We start from the raw sequence: 23,215 nt of genomic DNA, 5'->3' as shown, positions 1-23,215 counted from the left end.
CTGCGCCGCGTGGGCGCGAGAAACCCGCCTACGCGGATGGCCCTGCGCGCCCCGGACCATCCGCAGGGGGCACCTCGGGCCGAAGGCTGGGGGATTGTCGCGCCCACGCAGGGCGCACCTCCCGGCCGAAGGCTGGGGGAGGAGCCGCACACCGGCAGAGCCTCGCGCCCCCTGGGTGGTGCAACTGCTAGTTGCGCGTGTGCGCGCCCGTCGCGGTGCCGTTGACGGCGGTGTGCTGGGTGTTCGGCTTGGCCGGGCGCTGGGGGCCGGGCTTGGAGCCGGGCTTGGCGGGCTGGGAGTGGACCGGGCTCGGCGCCGCCGGCTGGACCAGGGTCGGGGCGTCCAGCTGCTGGCTCAGCCAGGGGAAGACGACCGGGAAGAGCGAGGCCCAGGTGCCCCAGTTGTGGCCGCCGTCCTTCAGGACGATCGGCGCCTCCACCGTCACCGGGAACTTCGCCGCCGCGCGCAGCGCCTGCGCGTTCGCGGGGGAGCTGTAGCGGTCCTGGGCCGTCGTGGCGATCAGGATGGAGACGTCCGCCTGCGGGCCGGCCTTCTTGATCAGCGCCATCGGGTTCTGCGCCGCAAGGACCGCCTTGTCGCGGATCGTCGTCGGGTCGCCGCGGAAGTCGTCGGGGCTGAGCGCGACCGCCGCGCCGAAGCGGTCGGGGTGCTGCAGGACCAGCTTGGCCGCGCAGTAGCCGCCGGTGGAGTCGCCGACCAGGCCCCAGCCGTGGGCGTCGCCGAGGACGCGGAAGTCCTTCTTCACCAGGTTCGGCACGTCCGTGTCCAGCCAGGTGCCGTTGCGGACCTTGCCGACGTCCGTGCAGTCGGTGTTGACGCCGTTCGGGTTGATCCGCGGGACCACGATGATCGCGGGCTTCATCTTGCCCTGCGCCATCAGGTAGGTCAGCGGGCCTGGCATGCCGCCGCCCTTGAGCCACGTCTCGGGGGAGCCGGGGTAGCCGTGCAGCAGCTCGACGACCGGGAACGAGTAGTTCTTGTACTGCGGGTCGTCGTACTGCGGCGGCGTCCACACCAGCACCTCGCCGGTCAGGCCCGAGGCCTGGCCGTGCAGGACGGTGCGCTGGAAGCCGCTGGGCCCGCCGGTGAACGAGGCCACCTGCGTGGTCGAACCGTCCGCGCTCACGCCGACGCCGGCGTTGTCCTGCTGGCCGAACAGGTCGCTCCAGGAGGAGTAGAGGCCGTTGGCGTTGTTGATCCACACCGCGACCACGGCGATCGCCGTGACCTGGCACAGGCCGATCAGTGCCAGCCGCGTGAGCGTGCGGAGGGCCTTGGGACCACGGACGGCACCCCAGGCGACCATGGTCACCACGACGGCAACCACCGTCGCCGCGATCAAGGTGTAGAAGAAGGCGGTGCCGGTGAGGCTCACAGTCCCGTTCTCTCTTCACTGCTGGACGCTGCTGGACAGACTACGGAGGGTTCCGGCTGTTCACTCAGCACCGCTCCCACCCTCGTGCACGTTAGCCGCGCCGGGTGAGCGAAAAGCTCTTACCTGTCCGTTCCGGGCGGTTCGTGACAGAACTGTCGCACGGGTGAGGCATCCTGTGACCTTGTGAGCGAGAGCGAGAGCAGCGCTGTGACCGACGCGACACGCGAAGCCACCTGCGCCCGCACTCTCGACAGCCCCCCGGGAGGCCTGCCTATCATCGGCCGGATGCGGCTCAACTTCGGCGGACCGAACAGAGCCCAGCTGCGCGGCGCCTCCCGCGCGCTGGGTCTGCTGGCATTCGCCGTCTGTTTCGGGCTGGTCCTGGTCCACGGGGGGATCGGCTCGGGCTCGAACGCCGGGGACGCGCAGGCGCTCGCCCCGACGGACAAGGGGCGCCGGGCGATGCCGGTCGCGTCGGGGCTGCCGGGTCCCGCCGCGAACGTCCCGGCGTCGCTCGCCGGGGCGCAGGCCACGCCGAACGGGCACAGTACGCCGTTCGACGGACTGCCTGCCGTGGGCGTGCTGTTCTATCCGGACGACAGCACCTACAGCCACCACTACTGCACCGCGAGCGTCGTCCACTCGCCCGGCGGCGACGTGGTGGCGACCGCCGCCCACTGTCTGAGCGACCCGGCGCAGGGCTCGCCCAACCCCTCCGACGTGGTCTTCGCGCCCGGTTACCACGACGGGCAGCACCCGTTCGGGTTGTGGCGCTCCACGGCGATCATGATCGACACGCACTGGGCTGCCAACAGCGACCCGGACTCCGACGTCGCCTTCGTCGTGGTCCACAAGGACGGCGACCCGACCGCCCGGATCGAGGACCAGGTCGGCGCGGAGCGGATCGCCTTCGGCGTGAGCCGGCCGACCACCGTCGGCGTCGTGGGCTACCCGGGTGAGACCGACCGGCCGATCTCCTGCCTGAACACCCTCACCGCCTACAGCGCCACGCAGTCCGAGTTCGACTGCAACGGCTTCACCGACGGCACCAGCGGCGGACCGCTGCTGGAGGGCATCGACCCGCGCACCGGTCTCGGCACCCTGGTCGGCGTCATAGGCGGGTACCAGGAGGGCGGCGACAACGACGACGTCTCCTATGCGGTGTACTTCGGCGACCGGGTCCAGGCGCTGTACGGCCAGGCGGTGACGGCGGGGGCGCCGTCGCCCTCCGCCTCCCCCTCGCCCTCGGGAGCGGTCGCCTCGCCGTCCCTCTCCGCGAGTCCGTAGAACCCGTCTCGGTACGGCCGTTCGGACGCTACGCTTCCCCCGCGATCGTCGGATGGGGGAGTCTCGATGGAGCCGTACAAGGAGCCCTGGTACGCCACCGCGCTGCGGGCCGGGCTGGAGCTGGTGGGCTGGATCGGCCTGCCGATCGCCCTGTGGCCCCACTCGATACCGGCCGCGATCGGCGTGGACGTGCTGCTGATCGGCGTCCCGGCCGTCTTCCAGACACCCGGCGACAAGCCGGGGACCAATATCGCCGTGCCGGGGTGGGCGACCGTCCTCATGGTCCTCGCCGAACTCGGCGGCGCCGTGGCCGCGGCCTGGCTGTTGTTCTGGCCCTGGCTCGCCGTCGTGGTCACCGCCCTCGCCGTCCTCACCTGTTTCACCGAGCTCCCGCGCTGGAAGCGCCTGCTCGCCTGGCAGCGCCCTGTGCGAGCCTGACCCGCCGTGTCGGTCCCACGCGTTACCGTGCTGGGGATGGACGAAACCGCGCAGGTCACCAGCTACAGTCCCGCCGCGCAGGCGCGTTGGGTGGAGGAGCCGGACAAGCGCCCCGGGCGCACCGCGTTCCAGCGGGACCGCGCGCGCGTCCTGCACTCCGCCGCGCTGCGGCGGCTCGCCGGGACGACGCAGGTGGTCGCGCCACTGGAGAGCGACTTCCCGCGCACCCGGCTGACCCACTCCCTCGAGTGCGCGCAGGTGGGCCGGGAGCTCGGCGCCGCGCTCGGTTGTGATCCGGATCTCGTCGAGACCGCCTGTCTCGCCCACGACATCGGCCACCCGCCCTTCGGGCACAACGGCGAGGAGGCACTCGACAAGGCCGCCCAGGCGTGCGGCGGCTTCGAGGGCAACGCCCAGTCGCTGCGCATCCTGACCCGGCTGGAGTTCAAGCGCTTCGTTCCGCACGCCGAGGCCGACGGCCGCCCGGTCAGCGTCGGCCTGAACCTCACCCGGGCCACCCTCGACGCCGCCACCAAGTACCCGTGGGCGCGCGGCGAACACCCCGAGCTGCCCCACAAGTTCGGCGTCTACGCCGACGACGTGCCGGTCTTCACCTGGCTGCGCCAGGGCGCGCCCGGCCACAAGCGCTGCTTCGAGGCGCAGGTGATGGACTGGTCCGACGACGTGGCCTACTCCGTCCACGACGTCGAGGACGGGCTGCACGCCGGCCACATCCGCCCCGCCGCGCTCGGCTCGCCGAGCGAGCGGGAGGAGCTGTACGCGGTGGCCGCCCGTTACGCGCCCAACGCCGAGCCGGAGGAGTTCGCGGACGCGCTGGACCGCCTGCGCGCGGAGGAGTGGTGGCCGCACCAGTACGACGGTTCGGCCCGAGCCCAGGCCCGGCTGAAGGACGCCACCAGCCAGCTGATCGGCCGCTTCTGCACCTCGGCCGAGGCGGCCACCCGCGCCGCCTTCGGTGACGGCCCGCTGACCCGCTACCGCGCCGACCTGATCGTCCCGCGCGAGGTGCGGCTGGAGTGCGCGATGCTCAAGGCCGTCGCCCACCGGTACGTGATGCAGCGTGAGGACCAGGAGCAGCTGCGCCGCCGCCAGCGGGTGGTCATCGGCGAGCTCGCGGAGGCCCTGGTCCGGATGGCGCCCGAGGGCCTCGACCCGGTCTTCCGCACGCTCTACGAGGAGGCGTCCGACGACGCCGGCCGCCTGCGCGCGGTGATCGACCAGATCGCCACCCTGACCGACGCCTCCGCGCTGGCCCGGCACCGGGCGCTCACGAAGTCATCATGAGATCTTGACGACCGATCAGTGACGCCCTCTTCACCTCAGGGTGAGCATGCGGGAGGCTCACTGGGACATCCACATCCACCGAAGAACCCCCGGAGGAGAGCGGACATGGTGGGCTCGCACGCGACGATGGCGATCGTCGGAGGCGGACTGGCCGGCGCGAAGGCGGCGGAGACGCTGCGCGCGGAGGGCTTCGACGGCCGGGTGATACTGATCGGCGAGGAACGCGACGATCCCTACGAGCGGCCCCCTCTCTCCAAGGGCTACCTGAACGGCACCAGCGAGCGTGCCGAGGTCTTCGTCCACGACTCCGCCTGGTACGCGGCACACGACGTCGAGCTGCACCTCGGCCAGCCCGTCGTCGCCATCGACCGGGCCGCGCACGAGCTGCGTCTCGGCGGCGACGGCGACGTCCTCGGCTACGACAAGCTGCTGCTGGCCACCGGCTCCGCGCCGCGCGCCCTCGACATCCCCGGCATCGGCCTCGGCGGCGTCCACTACCTGCGGCGCCTCGCCGACTCCGAGCGGCTGCGGGCGACGCTGCAGGCGCTCGGCCGCGAGAACGGCACCCTGGTGATCGTCGGCGCGGGCTGGATCGGCCTGGAGGTCGCCGCCGCGGCCCGCGGCTACGGCGCGGAGGTGACGGTCGTCGAGCCGATGAGCACGCCCCTCCAGGCGGCCCTCGGCCCCGAGCTCGGCGAGTTCTTCGCCCGGCTGCACCAGGACCACGGGGTGAAGTTCCACTTCGGCGCGACGGTCACCGAGATCGAGGGCCGCGACGGCATGGTGCTGGCCGCCCACACCGCCGACGGCCAGGAGCACCCCGCGCACGCCGTCCTCGTCGGCGTCGGCGCGGTCCCGCAGACGGCGCTCGCCGAGCAGGCGGGCCTGGAGCTGGCCCCGCGCGAGGAGGGCGGCGGCATCGCGGTGGACGCGGCCCTGCGCACCTCCGACCCGGACGTCTTCGCGGCGGGCGACGTCGCCTGCGCGTTCAACCCGCTCTTCGGCCGCCGCCTTCGGGTCGAGCACTGGGCCAACGCGCAGAACGGCGGCCCGGCCGCCGCGCGGTCCATGCTGGGCCAGGAGGTCGTCTACGACCGGGTGCCCTACTTCTTCACGGACCAGTACGACCTCGGCATGGAGTACTCCGGGTTCGCCGCCCCCGGCGGCTACGAGCGGGTCGTGGTCCGCGGTGACGCGGGCAAGCGCGAGTTCATCGCGTTCTGGCAGACCGCGGAGGGCCGCGTGGTCGCGGGGATGAACGTGAATGTGTGGGATGTCACGGCCCCGATCCAGGCCCTGGTGAGGGCCGGCACCCCGATCGACCCGGAGCGCCTGGCCGATCCGACGGTTCCGCTGGAATCCCTGCTGTAGTGGCACCCTCCGGGGGCGCGGAGCCGGGTATCGGCAGAGCCTCGCGCCCCTGGGGAGTGCAACCGGCCGTAGACTTCACGGGTGGCGGGACGGATCAGGGACGAAGACGTGCAGGCGGTGAAAGCCGCGCTGCGGATCGACGCCGTGGTCGGGGACTACGTCCAGCTCGCCAACGGGGGCGGCGGGCAGATGAAGGGGCTGTGCCCCTTCCACGACGAGAAGTCCGCCTCCTTCTACGTGAACCCCTCCAAGGGCGTCTACAACTGCTTCGGCTGCCAGGAGAGCGGCGACACCCTCGGCTTCGTGATGAAGATCGAGCACCTCTCCTTCGTGGAGGCGGTGGAGCGCCTCGCGCCGCAGGTCGGCATCACGCTGCGCTACGAGGGCGGCTCGTACGTCCCCGGGCGGCAGCAGGGCGAGCGGACGCGGCTGCTGGAGATCAACCGGCTCGCGGCCGCCTGGTTCCAGGAGCAGCTGAACAGCCCCGAGGCCGAGATCGGCCGCCGCTTCCTCAAGGAACGCGGCTTCGAGCGTGAGGCCGCCGCGCACTTCGGGGTCGGCTATGCGCCCGGCGGGTTCGAGAACCTGACCCGTCTGCTTCGGGGCAAGGGCTACACCGACAAGGAACTGCTCACCTCCGGCATCTGCTCCGAAGGCCGGCGCGGCCCGATGGACCGGTTCCGGGCCCGGCTGATCTGGCCGATCCGGGACCTGACCGGCGAGGTCGTCGGTTTCGGCGCGCGCCGCCTGCGCGAGGACGACAACGGGCCGAAGTACCTGAACACGCCCGAGACGCCGCTCTACAAGAAGTCCCTCGTCCTGTACGGGGTGGAGCTCGCCAAGAAGGAGATCGCCCGCTCCGGGCGGGCCGTCGTCGTCGAGGGCTACACCGACGTGATGGCCTGTCATCTCGCGGGCATCAGCTCCGCCGTGGCGACCTGTGGCACGGCCTTCGGCGAGGAGCACATCAAGATCCTTCGGCGTCTCCTCCTCGACACCAACGGCAGCGACGCCAAGGTCGTCTTCACCTTCGACGGTGACGCCGCCGGACAGAAGGCCGCGCTGCGCGCCTTCGAGGACGACCAGAAGTTCGCCGCGCAGACGCTCATCGCCGTCTCGCCCGGCGGGATGGACCCGTGCGAGCTGCGGATCGGTGAGGGCGACGAGGCGGTGCGGAACCTGATCGACCGCGCCTCGCCGCTGTTCGAGTTCGCGATCCGCTCCACCGTCGCCCGGCACAACCTCGACAGCGCCGAGGGCCGGGCCGCCGCGCTGGACGCGTGCGCGCCGATCGTGGCCCAGATCAAGGACGCCTCGATCCGGCACGAGTACGCCGTGCAGCTGGCCGGCATGCTCGGCATCCTCGACGAGCGGTTCGTCGTGCGCCGGGTGCAGCAGGTCGCGCAGTGGGCCGCCGAGCGCCAGCGGAACGTCCGCGGCCCGCAGCAGCGCCAGCAGCCGCTCCGTCCCGGGCAGGCTCCGCCGCAGCCGGCCGCGCCCGCCCGGCCCGCGTTCCGGCTGGACGCGCGCAACCCGCAGCAGTTCGTGGAGCGCGAACTGCTGAAGCTGGCCGTGCAGTTCCCGGTGCTGGTCTCGCCGATCCTGGACGTCTTCGCGCCGGACGAGTTCATGACGCCGCCCTACGCCGCCGTCCGTGAGGCGATCACGGCGGGTGGCGGGGTGACCGCGGGCGCCGCGGCCGCCGACATCTGGGTGGACGTGCTGCGCGAGGTCGCCCCGGACGACGCCGTGCGCGGCCTGATCACCGAGCTGGCCGTCGAGCCGGTCCGGACCCGGCGCGCGCCGGACGTCGTCTACGCGGGGGAGTTCCTGGTCAGGCTGCGGCTCCAGGCCGTGGCCCGCCGGGTGGCGGCCTGCCGCGTCCAGCTGCAGCGGCTGGGCCCGAACGCGTCGCACGAGCAGACAGAAGCGATCCAGCGGGAGCTGTGGGGTCTCCAGCAGTACGAGGGGGAGTTGCGTTCCCGTGGGGCTGCCGCACTCTGACGGTGCGTCGCTCTCACCCTCGGTGACCGCTCCTTCACAGAAACTCTCCGCACGGGTCTCTGCCTGCGCCCCCTGACTGCTCCACACTGGTTCTCGGTGCCTCACTCCTCTCAGCCGCGGCCCGCCGACTCCGGCGGCGCCGTGCCCCAGGCTTCCCGGACGCAGGGTGACGAGAACCCTCCCCACGTCCCGCTGCCGCGTGCCCCCGTAGCCGCTCCCGAGCAGGCGCCGGCCCCTTCACCGGGGCGTCCTCCGGCGCCGGAAGGGATGGACGTGGAACTTGCCGCCACGGCCGTGTACCCATCGACCCTCGACGCACCTGCGCCCTCGCCCGTCTCCCTCGCCCCGACCGTGCCGACGCAGCGCACCTCCGCGGAGTCCGCACCCGTGGAGCCCACGCCCGACCCGGCGACGTCGGGCCCGGTGCCGCCCGCCGGGCCCACGCCCGCCGACCTGGTGGCCGTCGAGACGGACGAGCCGCCGCTGCCCGCCCTGGACGACTCCGGCGGCCCGGCGGCGGACCTGTTCCGCCAGTACCTGCGCGAGATCGGCCGGATCCCGCTGCTGACCGCCGCCGACGAGGTCGAGCTGGCCCGCAGCGTCGAGGCCGGGCTCTTCGCCGAGGAGTACCTGGCGCTCCATCACGAGACCGTCGAGGACCGGCTCGCCGACGAGCTCGACCAGCTCGTCGTGCGCGGCCGCATCGCCAAGCGGCGGCTGGTGGAGGCGAACCTGAGGCTGGTCGTCTCCGTGGCCAAGCGCTACGTCGGCCGGGGCCTGACGATGCTGGACCTGGTCCAGGAGGGCAACCTCGGGCTGATCCGCGCGGTGGAGAAGTTCGACTACACCCGTGGCTACAAGTTCTCGACCTACGCCACCTGGTGGATCCGCCAGGCGATGAGCCGCGCGCTCGCGGACCAGGCCCGCACCATCCGGGTGCCGGTCCACGTCGTGGAGCTGATCAACCGCGTGGTGCGGGTGCAGCGGCAGCTGCTCCAGGAGCGCGGCATGGAGCCGACGACCGCCGAGGTCGGGGCGGTGCTGGAGCTGCCGGAGGAGCGCGTCAGCGAGGTGCTGCGGCTGGCCCAGGAGCCGGTCTCCCTGCACGCCCCCGTCGGCGAGGAGGAGGACGTGGCCCTCGGCGACCTGATCGAGGACGGCGACGCCGCCTCCCCGGTGGAGTCCGCCGCCTTCCTGCTGCTGCGCGAGCACCTGGAGGCGGTGCTCAGCACGCTGGGCGAGCGGGAGCGCAAGGTGGTGCAGCTGCGCTACGGCCTGATCGACGGCCGGCCGCGCACGCTGGAGGAGATCGGCCGGCTCTTCGGGGTCACCCGCGAGCGCATCCGGCAGATCGAGTCCAAGACCCTGAACAAGCTGCGCGACCATGCCTTCGCCGACCAACTGCGGGGCTATCTCGACTAGTTACGGCAGGCGGGTGCGGGTGTGGCCGTCCCGTCGCGGACCGCGTACGATCACGGGGCCGCACCCGTCCGTCCGACAAGGCCCGTGCCATGAAGCTGATCACCGCCGTCATCAAGCCGTTCCGCCTCGATGCGGTCCGCGAGGCGCTGACCGGCATGGGCGTCCACGGCCTGACGGTCACCGAGGCCAGCGGCTACGGCCGGCAGCGCGGCCACACCGAGGTCTACCGCGGTGCGGAGTACCGCATCGACCTCGTGCCCAAGGCCCGCCTGGAGGTCGTCGTCGAGGACGCCGACGCCGACGCGGTGATGGAGGCGATCGCCACCGCGGCCCGCACCGGCAAGATCGGCGACGGCAAGGTCTGGGCGGTCCCGGTCGACACCGTCGTCCGCGTCCGCACCGGCGAACGCGGCCCCGACGCGGTCTAGGCACGGGACAGGGCCCTTCGCACCTGCTCGCCAGCAGTAGTGTCACCGTCAGCGAGGCGGTGGCGGTCGAGGTCATCCCGGCTACGGGCTAGGTGAGTTGGGCCAGTGTTCCGGCCATCGCCGCACCCGTGCCCTGCATCGCGAGCATGCCGGAGCCGTGCAGGCCGAGCGTCTGACCGCCGAGCTCCTCCGGGGTGAGCGGACGGCGGGGCCCGCCCCGTGCCGCGTGCCCTGAGCGCGCTGCTGGGTCCGGGTCGGGCCCGGCTGTTCGCGCTTCTGGATACGCCGAAGAGCACCACCCAGCTGGTGGCTCTCACCGGTCTGCCGCTGGGGTCCGTCGGTCGCCACCTCCGCGTCCTGCGCGAGGCCGGACTGGTCGGTCGCCGCCGCGTGGGGCGGTCGGTGCTCTACCACCCGGACGGCCGTCGGCCGGGCGCTGCTGGACGCCCAGGGTGTGGCTACCGCCCCAGCTCCGGGTGGGTGCGCTTGAGGACGGCCGCGAACTGCGCGCGGACCGCGCCACCGACCGGGGCGTCGTCGCCGGGCTCCAGGAGGGTGTGCGGGGACGGCGGCTCCCAGGTCGGCGGCTCCTGGGTGCCCGCGAGGGACCACGCGGCCTGGCGGGCGGAGCCGATCGCCGCGTACTCCGCCTGGGAGGGGACCACCACCGGCACACCGAAAATGCCCGGCGCCGCCGCCTGGACGGCGGGCAGGCGGCCGGCGACACCGGTGAGGAACACCCGCCGCACCGCGACGCCGTTGGCGCGCAGCACGTCCAGCGCCTCGGCGAGCCCGCACAGCATGCCCTCGACCGCCGCCCGGGCGAGGTGCTCCGGCTTCATCGACTCCACCCGCAGCCCCGCGAGGGTCCCCGCGGCGTGGGGGAGCGGCGGCGTCCGCTCGCCCTCCAGGTAGGGCAGAAGCACCAGCCCGTACGCGCCCGGCGTCGACCGCAGCGCGAGCTCGCTCAGCCCCTGGAGGTCCGTGCCGAGCATCAGCGCGGTGGCGCGCAGGACGCGGGCGGCGTTGAGCGTGACGACCTGCGCCAGGAAGCGCCCGGTCCCGTCGGCGTAGGTGGAGACGGCGGGCTCGCTGACGGCCTGGTCGTGGACCGCGTGGACGGTCCCGGAGCTGCCCAGCGAGATCATCGCGTCGCCGATGCCCAGCCCCAGGCCGAGCGCGGTGGCCATGGTGGTGCCCGTGCCCGCCGCGATCAGCAGCCCCTCCGGGCTGTGTCCCGCGGCGTCGGCCGGGCCGAGGACCGTCGGGAACTGCTGCAGCTCGTGCCCGAGCGCGAGCGCGGCGAGGTCGCCGCGGTAGCGCTCCTCGACGGTGGACCAGTAGCCCGTGCCGGAGGCGTCGCCGCGGTCGGTCGTCCGGCGGGCGGACTGACCGAGCAGCTGCCACACCAACCAGTCGTGCGGCATCAGGATCTCCGCGAGCCGCTTGGCGGACTGCGGCTCGTTGTCCGCGAGCCAGCGCAGTTTCGCGATCGTCGCGGAGGCCAGCGGGACCGCGCCGACGGCGTGCGCCCAGGCGGCCGGGCCGCCGAGCTCGTCCACCAGCGCGACGGCCGCGGAGGCGGCCCGCGGGTCGTTGCGCAGCATGGCCGGCCGCACCAGGACGCCTCCGGCGTCCAGCCCGATGAGCCCCTGCTGCTGCGCGGAGACGCCGATCGCGGCGATCCCCTCCAGCAACCCGCCTTCGGCTGCCGCGCCGAGCGACCGCAGCCACTCCTGCGGGTCGATCTCGACGGGCGAGGTTCCGGCGGGCACGCCGGGGTGCGGGGCGCGGTTCTCCCGCAGGACGGCGCCGGTGTCGGTGTCGCAGACGGTGATCTTCGTGAACTGTGCTGAGCAGTCGATGCCCGCAGCGATGGCCATGCCGAGATCATGCCTCATCGGGCAACTCTTCTGCGGGTGTTCAGTTGCAACATCCCGGGGGCGCGAGGCTCTGCCGATGTGCGGCTCCTCCCCGGCCTTCGGCCGGGAGGCGCCCCGCAGGTGCCCCCTGCGTGGGCGCGACAATCCCCCGGCCTTCGGCCGGGGGACCCCCTCCCAGGGCCTTGAGATCCCGAGCGGACAGGGCCGTCCGCCTCGGGCGGGTTGCCCGCGCACGCAGTTCATCGTCATCGGGCAGAGCCCCGCGCCCCTGGGGTGGTGCAACCGACTGCGGGAGCGCGAGCTCAGCTGCGGGCGCTGTCCCAGTCGTCGAGGGTGGTGTTGCGGCCGTTCAGGTACGGGATGCGGTCGGTGACCGCGTTCGGGAGGCGGTCGCCGACCTTGTCGGCGACGGCCTGGCCGGCCTTGGAGGCCGCGCTGCCCGCCGCGGACTTCGCGCTGCGCGTCGCCGACTGGACGGCCTGCGTCTGCGAGAGGTCCCGCGCCGCCTGGCGCAACTGCTCGTAGCGCTCCCGTCCGGCACGGGTGCCCAGCACGTAACCGATGGCCAGGCCCGCCAGGAAAGTGAGCTTGCGCATACCCCTCCGCCCTTCTGCTCAGTGGCTCTGCCGCCGGGATGGAGCCTAGGCGCGGCGGCGCGGACCTGCTCGTTCGGCGCGCCGCCGGGTGACGGCGAGAGCCCCGTCACAGGCAGCTACCCCCTGCCGCGGGCCCCGAACCGCAATGGATTGGCGGAGCACCCCCCCACGTGCGCTAATGTATGACCCGCAGCAAGCGCCGCGCCGGTCCGCCGGGGCGGAGCCAGCGGCGAGACGATCCCCCATAGCTCAATTGGCAGAGCAGCCGACTGTTAATCGGCAGGTTATTGGTTCGAGTCCAATTGGGGGAGCGCAGTACCATTGCATGGCCCAAGTGCATTCCCCCATAGCTCAATTGGCAGAGCAGCCGACTGTTAATCGGCAGGTTATTGGTTCGAGTCCAATTGGGGGAGCCTCTCTTCGGCGCGCGAGGCGCGCGAACACCTCCGATCCTGGTTCTCATGGACCAGATGACGGAAAACCCCCTGCCCGGCCCTTTGCAGCAGCTCGCCCGGAGCGCGTGGCAGGTGGTGCTGGTGCTGGGCGTGCTCACGCTCCTGCTCGGTGTCGCGGTGCTGGCCTGGCCCAAGGCCACCCTCACCGTCGTCGGTGTGCTCTTCGGGCTCTACCTCGTCCTCGCGGGCGTGTTCCAGCTGGTCGCGGCGTTCGGCACGCATGTCTCCACGTCGCTGCGGGTGATGGCGTTCATCAGCGGCGCGTTGTCGATCCTGCTCGGCCTGTTCTGCTTCCGCGGCGCGCTCGAATCGATCCTGCTGCTGGCGCTGTGGATCGGTATCGGCTGGCTCTTCCGCGGCATCACGCACACCGTGGCCGCCGCCTCCGACCCGTACATGCCCGCGCGCGGGTGGCAGATCTTCGCGGGCGTGCTGACCGCGATCGGCGGCGTCGTCGTGCTGGTCTGGCCGTTCCACTCGATCGCCGTGCTCACCGTCTTCACCGGGATCTGGCTGCTGGTGATGGGCGTGATCGAGATCATGACCGCGTTCCAGATCCGCAGCCGGGCCAAGACCATCCCGTCGGGGGTGTGAGGCTCATCCCGGTACCGGGTGTGCTCGGTACCGGGATCAAGGCCTACTGGCTCAGGCCCCCGGCGGAGCCTACGTTCGGATCATGACCACCGAGGAGATCACCACCGAGCGCATCGAGATCGCCGTCGCCGACGGCACGTCCATGGGCGGCTGTCTGGCCCGTCCCGCCGGGCCGGGGGAGTACCCGGGCGTCGTCGTCGCGATGGAGCTGTTCGGCGTCGACGACCACGTGCGCGGCATCTGCGAGGACCTGGCCCGCCGCGGCTTCACCGCCCTCGCGCCCGACTTCTACCACCGCTCCCAGCCCGGCGCCGACCTGCCGCACGACGAGTCCGGCCGGACCCGCGGCTTCGAGCTGCTGCCGCAGCTGACCCGTGGCGACGTGCTTGCCGACGTCACGGCGGCGCTGGCCGCCCTGGACGGGCGTGGCGTGCGGGTGACCGGCATGCTCGGGCTGAGCGCCGGCGGGCATCTGACGTACCTGGCCGCGACCGCCCTCGACATCCCCAACGCGGTTGTCTGTTACGGCGGTTGGCTGACGGGCAACCCGGACCTCCAGGTCACCGGTCCCGAGCCGACGCTCGCTCTCACGCCGAAGATCTCCGGCCGTCTGCTCTACCTGGTCGGCGCCGAGGACCACGTCATCGGCCCGGACGAGCAGCGGGAGATCGCCGCGGCCCTGGCGGCGGCGGGCCCACGGCACGCCTTCCACGCCTACCCGGGCGCCGGGCACAGCTTCCTGCGCAGCGACACCCCGGCGGCCGCCGACGCGTACGCTCGCATCGAGTCCTGGCTGCGCGGGGAGTAGCGGCGCGGGAGCCTTGACCGGAGCCTTCAGGAGACGACGGCGTAGAGCATCTCGCGCAGACCGGGCACGGCCTCCCGGTCCGCGCGCCAGACCACGCGCAGGCGCAGCAGGAGCTCGTCCTCGGTGGCCGTCGCCGGCCACGGCAGACGGATCAGGGTGCCCGAGGCGAGCTCCTCGCGCACGGCGAACTCCGGCAGCAGCGCGATGCCGAGGCCGCGCTCCGCGCAGGCGCGGGTGACCGCGATGCCGCCTGCCCTGACCCGCTCGACCTCGTGGCCCAGCAGCCGCTCCCCCGCCAGGTGGAACGAGCAGGCGGGGCTGTTCACCAGCAACCGCTCGCCGCGCAGGTCCTCGCGGGCCAGTTCGCTGCGCGCGCCGAGCGGGTGGCCGGGCGCGGCGACGAGCGCCAGCGGTACCTGCTGCAGGTCGAGGTGGTCCAGCGGCGCGGGCGGCAGGGCGAAGCCGAGCTCGCCCAGCGGCCCGGCGGTGTCCAGCAGCATCGCCGCCTCCAGCGCCCCGGCGGCCACCGCCCCCAGCAGCCCGTCGCGCGCGGCTTCCGTGTGCAGCGCCACCCGCACGTCCGGCCGCCGCTGCGTGAGGCGCGCGAGCACGCCCGGCACATGCGTGGCCGCGATGGTCTCCAGCGCGCCGAGCCGCAGCTCGGGCCGCTCCGTCACGACCTCCCGCCGGGCCTCCTCCGCGCCGTCGAGCAGCCTCCGCGCCCACGGCAGCAGCCGCCGCCCGGCGGCGGTCGGTGTCATCCCCCGCGGGGCGCGGTCGAACAGCGGGACGTCGAAGGACTTCTCCAGCGCCCTGATCGCCTCGGACACCGAGGACGGGGCCAACCCCAGCGCCGCTGCGGCGTCGGTGACGGTCCGATGCGTGACGACGGCCTCGAAGACGCGCAGCTGACCCAGTTCCACGGCGGATCCCCCGATCGTTCGGATATCCCGCATGGTACGTGCGGCGCAGCCGGTGGAGGTGATCGCCTGCTGCCGAGAGGGTCGGTCCATGTCCCGCTCCCTGCTCGGCCTCGCCCTGGCCTGCTTCATGGTCCTGCTCGACACCGCCGTGCTCGCCGTCGCCGTCTGCGCTCTCGCGGCCCTTGTGCTGATGCGCAGCCATGACAGTTCATCAAGTGCAGCCGAAGGGGCCGTGGACGACGTATCTGTCCCCACCTGCGCTTCGGTAAATGGAGACAAGAGAGCGTTCTCGTAGGTCTTGACGGTCTAGACCATACGGGAGTTGAATGCGGCGCGCGTCCCACCCGCCCCCACGCGAAGGACTGAAGCCCATGCGGCTGAACCGCGCCACCTCCCGGCTCTGCGGAACCCTGGCGGTGGCCTCCGGCCTGCTGTTCGCCTCGCCCGTCACCCCACTCGCCCACGCGGCGACCGGCCCGACGGTGAACATCTGGCTGACCACCACCTCCGACTCCGGCGGACGGACGGTGACCAGGGGCCTCCAGCAGCAGACCCCGATCGCGTTCTCCTCCGGTACCGGCAACTCCGGGGCCACCGTCTCCGTCGACGACAGCACCCGGTACCAGCAGTTCACCGGCGCCGGCGCCTCGTTCACCGACACCGCCGCCTGGCTGATGAACAGCAGCGGCGCACTCAGCACCGCCACCCGCAACACCGTCATGACCAACCTGTTCGACCCCGTCAACGGCATCGGCCTGGACTTCCTGCGCAACCCCATGGGCGCCTCGGACCTGGCCCGCTCCAACTACACCTACGACGACATGCCGAGCGGTCAGACCGACCCGTCCCTCGCGGACTTCTCCATCTCCCACGACCTCGCGGACGTGCTGCCGCTCACCAAGCAGGCCGAGCAGCTGAACCCGAACCTCAAGGTGATGGGCACCCCGTGGACCGCGCCGCCGTGGATGAAGGACAGCGGCGCGTACAGCCAGGGCTGGCTCCAGTCCCAGTACTACGCCGCCTACGCGCAGTACTTCGTCAAGTACATCCAGGCGTACCAGGCGCAGGGCGTCCACATCGACTACGTCTCCCCGCAGAACGAGCCGACCTGCTGCTCCGGCTACCCCTCGATGCAGTGGAACGCGAGCGGACTCGACTACTTCACCGGCACCGACCTGCTCCCGGCCTTCCACGCGGCCGGGCTGAGCACCAAGGTGCTGGCGCTGGACTGGAACTGGGACTCCTACGACAGCTACGCCGCGCAGACCGTCAACGACGCCGCCGTCCGCGACGACCCGCTCTTCGGTGGCATCGCCTGGCACGGTTACAGCGGGAACGTCACCGAGCAGACGACGGTCCACAACCAGTACCCGAACCTGGACGCCTTCGACACCGAGCACTCCGGCGGCACCTGGATCGCGAACCAGCAGCAGGAGGACATGCAGAACATCGTCGACTACACCCGCAACTGGGGTAAGTCGGTGGTCAAGTGGTCGCTGGCGGTGGACCAGGACATGGGGCCGCACAACGGTGGCTGCGGCACCTGCACCGGGCTGATCACCGTGCACAACGGCGACTCGCGCAGCGGGCAGGTCGACTACAACATCGAGTACTACGACCTCGGCCAGCTGACGAAGTTCGTGAAGCCGGGCGCGTACCGGATCGACTCGACCGCCAGCACCGCGGTGCCGAACGTGGCCTGGCTCAACCCGGACGGGTCCAAGGCCGTCGTCGCGTACAACGCCACCGGCGGCAGCGAGCCGTTCACGGTGAACTGGGGCGGCCAGACCTTCACCTACACCCTGCCCGCGCAGACCAGCGCGACCTTCACCTGGTCGGGCACGGCACCGTCCGCCCCGACCGGACAGATCACCGGCTACGGCGGCAAGTGCGTGGACGTGGCTGGCGCGAACAGCGCCAACGGCACCGCCGTCCAGCTCTACGACTGCAACGGCACCGGCGCGCAGGCGTGGACGGTGGCGGCGGACGGCTCGCTCCAGGCGCTCGGCAAGTGCCTGGACGTCACCTCCGGCGGTACGGCCAACGGGACGCAGATCCAGCTCTACGACTGCAACGGGACCGGCTCGCAGCAGTGGCGCGCGCAGTCCGACGGCTCGCTGCTCAACCCGCAGTCGGGCCGCTGCCTGGACGCCACCGGGCCGAGTTCGGCCAACGGCACCCGGCTGCAGATCTGGGACTGCACCGGCGCGGCCAACCAGAAATGGACGCTGCCGGCCTAACCTCCCCGTTCGAGTGAAAAACGCTCCGTGGTGCAGGCACCACGGAGCGTTTTCGCTAACGTACGTCAAAGGAGTGGGGCCGGTGGGACTCGAACCCACGACCAAGGGATTATGAGTCCCCTGCTCTAACCGGCTGAGCTACAGCCCCATGCTTTTCGGTTGTTCTGCTTGGTGGTGAATCTCGTACATCAGCACGAGCGGCCCTGCGAAGGGGCCGCTCGCGCAGCATAGCTGGTGAGACGCCGTCCGTGCGCGGCGGGTTCCATCCTTCAGGAGCGGGATCAGTCCTGACGCCGTGCGTGGTCGAGCATCCGTCGCAGGAGGTCCCGGAGCTGGAGTCGTTCCTCCGCGCTGAGCGCGGCCAGCGGCTCGCGGGCGAAGTTGAGCGAGGCCCGCAGTTCCGCCGTGGCGGTGCTGCCGCTCTCGGTGGGGGCCACCCGCTTGACCCGGCGGTCCTCGGGGTCCGCCTGGCGCTCGACGAGGCCGCGGGCCTCCAGGCGGTCGACGATGCCGGTGATGTTGGAGGGCTCGCAGGCGAGGGTCTGGGCGATCTGGCGCATCGGCAGCGGGCCGCGGCGCAGCAGGCCCAGCACCTTGGCCTGGGCGCCGGTGAGCGAGCGGGCGGCCGCGGCCTCCTCGTACTCCTTGTGGAAGACGCCCACCAGTGCGGCCATCAGGTCGACGACCTCAGGCGTCAGCGGATCCGGCTGTTCCTGTTCCTCGTGCATGGCATCCAGGCTACCTGAATATTTGACAAGGTGAACCTTTCCGGTCACCGTTACTTGAGTAGGTCAACGTTCCACGTCGAAAGTGATCACGCCATGGCCCAGCAGAGCCTCCCCGCCACCGGTCGCGAGTGGCACCTGGTCGCCCGCCCGCAGGGCTGGCCCACGCCCGCCGACTTCGCCCTCGTCGAGGCCCCGGTCACCGCCCCCGCACCCGGGCACGTCCTGGTCCGCAACGAGTACCTCTCGGTCGACCCTTACATGAGGGGAAGGATGAACGACGCCAAGTCCTACGCCCCGCCGTACGCCCTCGGCGAGGCGATGCACGGCGGCGCGGTCGGTCGCGTGGTCGCCTCCGCGGCGGAGGGCTTCGCGGTCGGCGACGCCGTGCTGCACGGGCTCGGCTGGCGCGAGTACGCCGCGGTCCCCGCCGGTCAGGCGTTCAAGGTCGACGCGGACGCGGCGCCGTTGCAGGCCTACCTCGGCGTGCTCGGTATGCCGGGGCTGACGGCCTACGCCGGTCTGCTGCGGGTCGGCCGGTTCCAGGAGGGCGAGGCCGTCTTCGTCTCCGGCGCCGCCGGCGCGGTCGGCAGCGTCGTCGGGCAGGTGGCCAAGCTGCGCGGCGCCTCGCTGGTGGTCGGCAGCGCCGGCTCGGACGAGAAGGTGCGCAAGCTGGTCGAGGAGTACGGCTTCGACGCCGCCTTCAACTACAAGAACGGCGACGTGGCCGGCCAGCTGGCCAAGGCCGCGCCCGAGGGCGTCGACGTCTACTTCGACAACGTCGGCGGTGAGCACCTGGAGGCCGCGATCGGCGCCCTGCACCTGCACGGCCGCGCCGTGCTCTGCGGTGCCATCGCGCAGTACAACGACACCACCCCGCCCGCGGCGCCGCGCAACCTGGCCAGCGTGATCGGCAAGCGCCTCACCCTCCAGGGCATGCTGGTCGGCGACCACTACGACCTCCAGCGCGAGTTCGTCGCCGAGGTCGGCGGCTGGCTCGCCGAGGGCCGGCTGCGCTTCGAGGAGACGGTGGTCGACGGCTTCGAGAACGCCGTCGACGCCTTCCTCGGCCTGCTGCGCGGTGCGAACACCGGCAAGATGCTCGTTCGCGTCTCGTGAAAAGGCCGAGCGTCCGAGCGGGTCATTAGTCTGACGATCGGTCAGTGAAACGTGCGACCACTCGGGCGGATCAGCGTGCCGTCCGGGTGGTTGTGCTGGACAGGGGCCCCTGTGGGGCGGCGGAGCGGTACCGTTTCTGCTCAAGCGTCCAGTCTCGCGTGTGTTTACCGCAGCCGGTGCGGGGTAGTCGTCAGCCCATAACAGTAATAAGCACTACAAACCGGACACACCGTCACCATGCTGACGCGAGAACGCTGGGGAAGGCGCCCCTCGCACCACACTGGAGGTCCGGTGACGACTCGTGGAGTTCTCTACGTGCACTCCGCGCCGCGCGCGCTCTGCCCGCATGTGGAGTGGGCGGTGGCCGGCGTGCTCGGGCAGCGGGTGAGCCTGGACTGGATCCGCCAGCCGGCCGCGCCCGGTACCTGGCGTGCCGAGCTGTCCTGGCAGGGCGCGCCCGACACCGCCTCCCGCCTGGCCTCGGCGCTGCGCGGCTGGCAGTTGCTGCGCTTCGAGGTCACGGCCGAGCCGGTGGGCGCGACCGAGGGGGAGCGCTTCTCCAGCACGCCCGACCTGGGTATCTTCCATGCGGTGATCGGCCTGCACGGCGACATCATGATCCCCGAGGACCGGCTCCGCGCCGCGCTGCTCCGCGCCCGGCTCGGGGAGAGCGAGCTGGAGTCGGAGATCACCCGCCTGCTCGGCAAGCCCTGGGACGACGAGCTGGAGCCCTTCCGCTACGCGGGTGAGGGCGCCCCCGTCCGCTGGCTGCACCAGGTGGTCTGAGGATCCAGTCATCCGGGGACCCCCGATCGGGGGGCGTGCGAGAGGGTTCGTGCGCCGCGCATTCGCGCGTGATCCACGACGCGTCATGCCCGTCGGGTTGCTCGGGTATGCCCTTGATGTCCGATGCCGTCGCCCCCAGACCGACCGATATTCCGCGTGCCGTGTTCATCTGGCGGACAGTCGGATGCGGTGGGCCGCGCCGTCCTGTTGGTGTAGTCCCTGTCCGTGGTGTCAGTCCCGAAGTCAACCCCCAGTCGGCCGTTGCGCGAGAAACCACGATCCCGATAGATATCCGCCGGGGGCGCTCGAACACCTGTTGTCGTCCCCCTCGTCGCCTGACGGACCTTCACCTTGGGAGTCGTCATCACCCGCAACAACAGCTCCCGCGTCAGCCGCGCCCGGATAGCCACCATCGCCACCGCGTCGATCGCGCTGGCCTCCGGCTCGCTGGCTCTCGCTGCTCCTTCCCAGGCCAGTGCGCCTGCCCCCGCCGCCAAGGCGGTCCTGGGCAGCCACCCTCTCTGGGCCACGCACACCGCCGACCAGGGCACCGCGCCCGCCGCCGCGACGTTCACCGGCACGGTGTACCTCGCCATGCGTGACTCGGCCGGTCTCGCCGCCTACGCGCAGGCGGTCTCGGACCCGTCGAGCCCGCAGTACCGCAAGTTCCAGAGCGCGGACTTCGTCCGTAGCCACTTCGGCCCGACCGACGCCTCGATCGCCAAGGTCAACGCCTGGCTCAAGGGCGCCGGCCTGTCCGTCGTCAGCAACACCTGGCACGCCGTCACCGTCTCGGGCACCAGCTCCCAGATGGCCAAGGCCTTCGGCACCACGATGCACGAGTACCGCGTCGCCGGCCAGGAGGCGCACGCCCCCGCGTCCGACGTGGTGATCCCCGCCGACGTCGCCCCGTACGTCCTCGGTGTCGCCGACCTGAGCTCCACGCTCGGCAACCATGCCAAGCCGGACTCGGTCAAGGTGAACAGCACCATCGCCGCCCCGGGCAGCAAGACCGGCGGTGGCCTGCCCACCACCGCGACCTGCTCCGACTACTGGGGCCAGAAGATGGCCAAGGGCGCGCCGCAGGGCTACGTCAAGGGCGCGGTCGCGTTCGACCAGTGCTCCTTCTCGCCCGCCCAGCTGCGCAAGGCCTACGGCATCACGGCCTCGCACCTGACCGGCAAGGGCGCCACCGTCGCCATCGTCGACGCCTACGCCTCGCCGACCATGCTGGCCGACGCGAACCACTTCTCCACCGCCCACGGTGACAAGGCCTTCCGTACGGGCCAGTACCGCGAGGTCGTCAACCAGGCGCAGTGGAACTCGCAGCAGGCCTGCGGCGGCCCGGCCGGCTGGGCCGGCGAGGAGGCCCTCGACGTCGAGATGGTGCACGGGCTCGCCCCGGACGCCAACGTCGTCTACGTCGGCGCGAACTCCTGCAACGACAACGACCTGTCGGCCGCGCTCGCGAACATCGTCGACAACCACCTGGCGGATGTCGTCTCCAACTCCTGGAGCGAGATCATGCACACCACCGACCAGGGCGACATGTCCAAGGCGCAGATCGCCGCCTACGAGGCGATCTTCGAGCAGGGCGCTGTCGAGGGCATCGGCATGGACTTCTCCGCCGGAGACTGCGGCGACCAGTCGCCGGCTGCGGCCAAGACGGGCGTCAACTGCCAGACGGACACGGCGCGTGCGCAGACCGCCTACCCGTCCACGGACCCGTACGTCACCAACGTGGGTGGCACCGCGCTGGGTCTTGCCGACAAGAGCGGCAAGTACGGCTTCGAGACCTCGATGGGCACCCTGCGCTCGTCGCTGTCGACCGACGGCAAGTCCTGGACGCCGCTCCCCGGCACCTTCTACTTCGGTGGCGGCGGCGGTACCTCCGAGGACTTCGCGCAGCCCTGGTACCAGAAGCGCGTCGTGCCGAGCAAGCTCGCGCACACCCTGATGACCGGTCAGCACAGCGAGACCGCACAGCGGGTGACCCCCGACGTCGCCATGAACGGTGACCTGTACACCTCCGTCCTGGTCGGTCTGACCAGCAACGGTGTCTACAGCGAGGGCGGCTACGGTGGCACCAGCGTCTCCTCGCCGGAGTTCACCGCTGTCCAGGCCGACGCGATCCAGGCCCAGGGCATGGCGATCGGTTTCGCCAACCCGGAGATCTACCTCCGCGCCCGTCTCGGCGTCTTCCGTGACGTGGTCAACGAGCAGGCCCTGCACCACCGCGCTCCGCTGAGCAACGTCGCCGACTTCGGCGTCATCGGCGGTCAGCTGCGCGTGCGACTCGCCGCCTTCGGTGAGGACACCAGCCTGCAGGCCACCCGCGGCTACGACGACGCCACCGGCGTCGGCTCGCCGACGGCGGCCTACCTGCGGTCGTTCCTGCCGTAGTCAGCGTCGCTTCACACCGGGCCCGGCGGGGGAGTTCGTCCCCCGCCGGGCCTGTTGCGTTCCCCAGACGGCCGTGCCGACCGCGATCAGCACCACGCCTGCGGCGAGCCACGGCCACGGGCTCCACTCCTCGGTGCACTCCCCGGGCGTGCAGACGTTCCCCGGCCCCGAACGGTTCAGCCAGGCGATCACCAGCGGCAGCACCCCCGCGCCGGCGATCAGCCCCGGCAGGCCGGTGTGCGAGCGCCGCGTCCGGCCGAGCAGGACGGCTGCGCCGAGGGTCAGCACCGCCACGTACACCCCGATGGTGAGGACCGTCAGCAGCGCGGTCACCGCGCCGCCGCCGACCGCCGCCCAGGCCAGGAACCAGAGCCATCCGTCCAGCCGACCGTGCCTCATGACCGCCTCCGTCGTGGAATGAAGTCGAGCAGGGATGCGAGCGAGTCGGCGCGCGTGAACAGCGCGAGCGCCGGGGCGGGATCGTCGTCGAGCACGGCCAGCAGCTCCAGGCCCAGGTACATCGCGACGACCCCGTGCGCGATCTCCTCCGGCGGCCCCAGCCGCGCGGCGGGTGTGCCCCGCAACGCGTCCGCCGCGAAGCCCCGCCAGGGGCGCAGCCGCTCGGCCACCTCGGGCCGCAGGGCGGCGTTGGCCTGGGCCGCGGCGATCATCTCCACGAGCACGGCGGTGTGCCCGAGCTCCAGGTCCTCCTCGAACACCGTCCGCGCGGCGGCGACCAGCTCCTTGAGCGAGCGGCTCTCGTCCACGAGCCCCTGGTACCGCTCCCGCCGCAGCTCCGCGACCCGGTCCAGGGCGGCGAGCAGCAGCCGCTCCACGGAGCCGAAGTGATAGAAGATCAGCGCCTGGTTGCACCCCGCCCGCGCCGCGATCTCCCGCGCGCTGGCGTGCGCGTGACCCTTCTCCCGCAACGTCGCGATCGCCCCCGCGACCAGCGCGTCCCGCGTCTCCGCCGTGGCCATCCGCCGCACCACCCCCATTTTGAGCACTCGCTCAAAACAGAGCCTAGCCCCC

Annotated in this window: 21 protein-coding genes, 3 tRNA genes and 1 pseudogene; 17 read left to right on the top strand and 8 right to left on the bottom strand. The window is 71.9% G+C overall.

What is annotated here, in order from left to right; genetic code table 11:
- Positions 1-187: 187 nt before the first annotated feature.
- Entirely contained in the window at positions 188-1,396 is a 1,209-nt protein-coding gene (locus ABH931_RS03735; RefSeq protein WP_370109813.1) for an alpha/beta hydrolase, read from the bottom strand.
- A 285-nt stretch (positions 1,397-1,681) separates the two neighbouring features.
- Between ABH931_RS03735 and ABH931_RS03730 the strand changes: the two genes are divergently transcribed.
- The 8 genes and pseudogenes from ABH931_RS03730 to ABH931_RS03695 all read left to right on the top strand — a co-directional run.
- A complete protein-coding gene (locus ABH931_RS03730) occupies positions 1,682-2,683 on the top strand; it encodes a serine protease (protein ID WP_370109811.1) in 1,002 nt (333 codons plus the stop codon).
- A gap of 66 nt (positions 2,684-2,749) precedes the next feature.
- On the top strand, positions 2,750-3,121 hold the full coding sequence (locus ABH931_RS03725) for a hypothetical protein (RefSeq protein ID WP_370109809.1): 372 nt from the start codon (positions 2,750-2,752) through the stop codon (positions 3,119-3,121).
- A gap of 36 nt (positions 3,122-3,157) precedes the next feature.
- Positions 3,158-4,426: a deoxyguanosinetriphosphate triphosphohydrolase gene (locus tag ABH931_RS03720; protein ID WP_370109807.1), complete on the top strand. Its 1,269-nt coding sequence runs from the start codon at positions 3,158-3,160 to the stop codon at positions 4,424-4,426.
- A gap of 105 nt (positions 4,427-4,531) precedes the next feature.
- Positions 4,532-5,797 (top strand): NAD(P)/FAD-dependent oxidoreductase, encoded by a 1,266-nt coding sequence (locus tag ABH931_RS03715; protein WP_370109806.1) that lies wholly within the window; start codon positions 4,532-4,534, stop codon positions 5,795-5,797.
- Between the two features lie 81 nt (positions 5,798-5,878).
- The gene (gene dnaG, locus ABH931_RS03710; RefSeq protein ID WP_370109804.1) at positions 5,879-7,801 is read left to right on the top strand and encodes a DNA primase; all 1,923 of its coding nucleotides are present in this window, start codon (positions 5,879-5,881) and stop codon (positions 7,799-7,801) included.
- Between the two features lie 267 nt (positions 7,802-8,068).
- A complete protein-coding gene (locus ABH931_RS03705; protein WP_370109802.1) occupies positions 8,069-9,223 on the top strand; it encodes a sigma-70 family RNA polymerase sigma factor in 1,155 nt (384 codons plus the stop codon).
- An 89-nt stretch (positions 9,224-9,312) separates the two neighbouring features.
- Positions 9,313-9,651, top strand: a complete 339-nt coding sequence (locus ABH931_RS03700) for a P-II family nitrogen regulator (protein ID WP_370109800.1) — start codon at positions 9,313-9,315, stop codon at positions 9,649-9,651.
- A 198-nt stretch (positions 9,652-9,849) separates the two neighbouring features.
- Positions 9,850-10,141: pseudogene (locus ABH931_RS03695) on the top strand (ArsR/SmtB family transcription factor); the annotation flags it as partial.
- Here the strand turns inward: ABH931_RS03695 and ABH931_RS03690 are convergent.
- Complete coding sequence (locus ABH931_RS03690) at positions 10,110-11,534, bottom strand: FGGY family carbohydrate kinase (RefSeq protein ID WP_370109798.1); 1,425 nt, start codon at positions 11,532-11,534, stop codon at positions 10,110-10,112. The pseudogene ABH931_RS03695 and the gene ABH931_RS03690 overlap by 32 nt on opposite strands.
- A gap of 302 nt (positions 11,535-11,836) precedes the next feature.
- A complete protein-coding gene (locus ABH931_RS03685; RefSeq protein ID WP_370109796.1) occupies positions 11,837-12,130 on the bottom strand; it encodes a hypothetical protein in 294 nt (97 codons plus the stop codon).
- A 238-nt stretch (positions 12,131-12,368) separates the two neighbouring features.
- Here ABH931_RS03685 and ABH931_RS03680 point away from each other — a divergent pair.
- The 4 genes from ABH931_RS03680 (at position 12,369) to ABH931_RS03665 (ending at position 13,987) form a co-directional block, all read left to right on the top strand.
- Positions 12,369-12,441: transfer RNA gene (locus ABH931_RS03680), tRNA-Asn, on the top strand.
- 29 nt (positions 12,442-12,470) lie between these two features.
- Positions 12,471-12,543: transfer RNA gene (locus ABH931_RS03675), tRNA-Asn, on the top strand.
- A gap of 48 nt (positions 12,544-12,591) precedes the next feature.
- Complete coding sequence (locus tag ABH931_RS03670; protein ID WP_370109794.1) at positions 12,592-13,179, top strand: HdeD family acid-resistance protein; 588 nt, start codon at positions 12,592-12,594, stop codon at positions 13,177-13,179.
- A gap of 82 nt (positions 13,180-13,261) precedes the next feature.
- Positions 13,262-13,987: a dienelactone hydrolase family protein gene (locus ABH931_RS03665; protein ID WP_370109792.1), complete on the top strand. Its 726-nt coding sequence runs from the start codon at positions 13,262-13,264 to the stop codon at positions 13,985-13,987.
- A gap of 26 nt (positions 13,988-14,013) precedes the next feature.
- Here the strand turns inward: ABH931_RS03665 and ABH931_RS03660 are convergent, their stop codons facing one another.
- The gene (locus ABH931_RS03660; protein ID WP_370109791.1) at positions 14,014-14,910 is read right to left on the bottom strand and encodes a LysR family transcriptional regulator; all 897 of its coding nucleotides are present in this window, start codon (positions 14,908-14,910) and stop codon (positions 14,014-14,016) included.
- Positions 14,911-14,998: 88 nt separating this feature from the next.
- Here ABH931_RS03660 and ABH931_RS03655 point away from each other — a divergent pair, with 88 nt between their 5' ends.
- Positions 14,999-15,205, top strand: coding sequence for a hypothetical protein (locus ABH931_RS03655; RefSeq protein ID WP_370109789.1), 207 nt, complete (start codon positions 14,999-15,001; stop codon positions 15,203-15,205).
- 76 nt (positions 15,206-15,281) lie between these two features.
- A complete protein-coding gene (locus ABH931_RS03650; RefSeq protein ID WP_370109788.1) occupies positions 15,282-17,150 on the top strand; it encodes a ricin-type beta-trefoil lectin domain protein in 1,869 nt (622 codons plus the stop codon).
- Between the two features lie 74 nt (positions 17,151-17,224).
- On the opposite strand, the gene ABH931_RS03645 is transcribed toward ABH931_RS03650, so the two are convergent.
- Both ABH931_RS03645 and ABH931_RS03640 read right to left on the bottom strand, forming a co-directional pair.
- Positions 17,225-17,298 (bottom strand) — tRNA-Ile (locus ABH931_RS03645).
- A 133-nt stretch (positions 17,299-17,431) separates the two neighbouring features.
- A complete protein-coding gene (locus ABH931_RS03640; RefSeq protein ID WP_370109786.1) occupies positions 17,432-17,878 on the bottom strand; it encodes a MarR family winged helix-turn-helix transcriptional regulator in 447 nt (148 codons plus the stop codon).
- Between the two features lie 93 nt (positions 17,879-17,971).
- On the opposite strand from ABH931_RS03640, the gene ABH931_RS03635 reads away from it, so the two are divergent.
- From ABH931_RS03635 to ABH931_RS03625, 3 genes are all read left to right on the top strand, one after another.
- Positions 17,972-18,994 (top strand): NADP-dependent oxidoreductase, encoded by a 1,023-nt coding sequence (locus ABH931_RS03635; RefSeq protein ID WP_370109784.1) that lies wholly within the window; start codon positions 17,972-17,974, stop codon positions 18,992-18,994.
- A gap of 291 nt (positions 18,995-19,285) precedes the next feature.
- Positions 19,286-19,780 carry a DUF3145 domain-containing protein gene (locus ABH931_RS03630; protein ID WP_370109782.1) on the top strand — a complete coding sequence of 165 codons (495 nt, stop codon included), beginning with the start codon at positions 19,286-19,288 and terminating at the stop codon, positions 19,778-19,780.
- 351 nt (positions 19,781-20,131) lie between these two features.
- On the top strand, positions 20,132-22,183 hold the full coding sequence (locus tag ABH931_RS03625; RefSeq protein WP_370109781.1) for a protease pro-enzyme activation domain-containing protein: 2,052 nt from the start codon (positions 20,132-20,134) through the stop codon (positions 22,181-22,183).
- Here ABH931_RS03625 and ABH931_RS03620 read toward each other — a convergent pair whose 3' ends face one another.
- Positions 22,184-22,582: a hypothetical protein gene (locus ABH931_RS03620; RefSeq protein ID WP_370109779.1), complete on the bottom strand. Its 399-nt coding sequence runs from the start codon at positions 22,580-22,582 to the stop codon at positions 22,184-22,186.
- Positions 22,579-23,163: a TetR/AcrR family transcriptional regulator gene (locus tag ABH931_RS03615; protein ID WP_370109778.1), complete on the bottom strand. Its 585-nt coding sequence runs from the start codon at positions 23,161-23,163 to the stop codon at positions 22,579-22,581. The genes ABH931_RS03620 and ABH931_RS03615 overlap by 4 nt, the downstream gene beginning before the upstream one ends.
- Between the last annotated feature and the right edge of the window lie 52 nt (positions 23,164-23,215).

Origin of the sequence: Streptacidiphilus sp. MAP12-33, from assembly GCF_041261265.1 — a bacterium.
Classification (GTDB): Bacteria; Actinomycetota; Actinomycetes; order Streptomycetales; family Streptomycetaceae; genus Streptacidiphilus.
The sequence above is the reverse complement of the archived record's forward strand: the minus strand, read 5'-3'. Positions and strand labels throughout refer to the sequence as shown.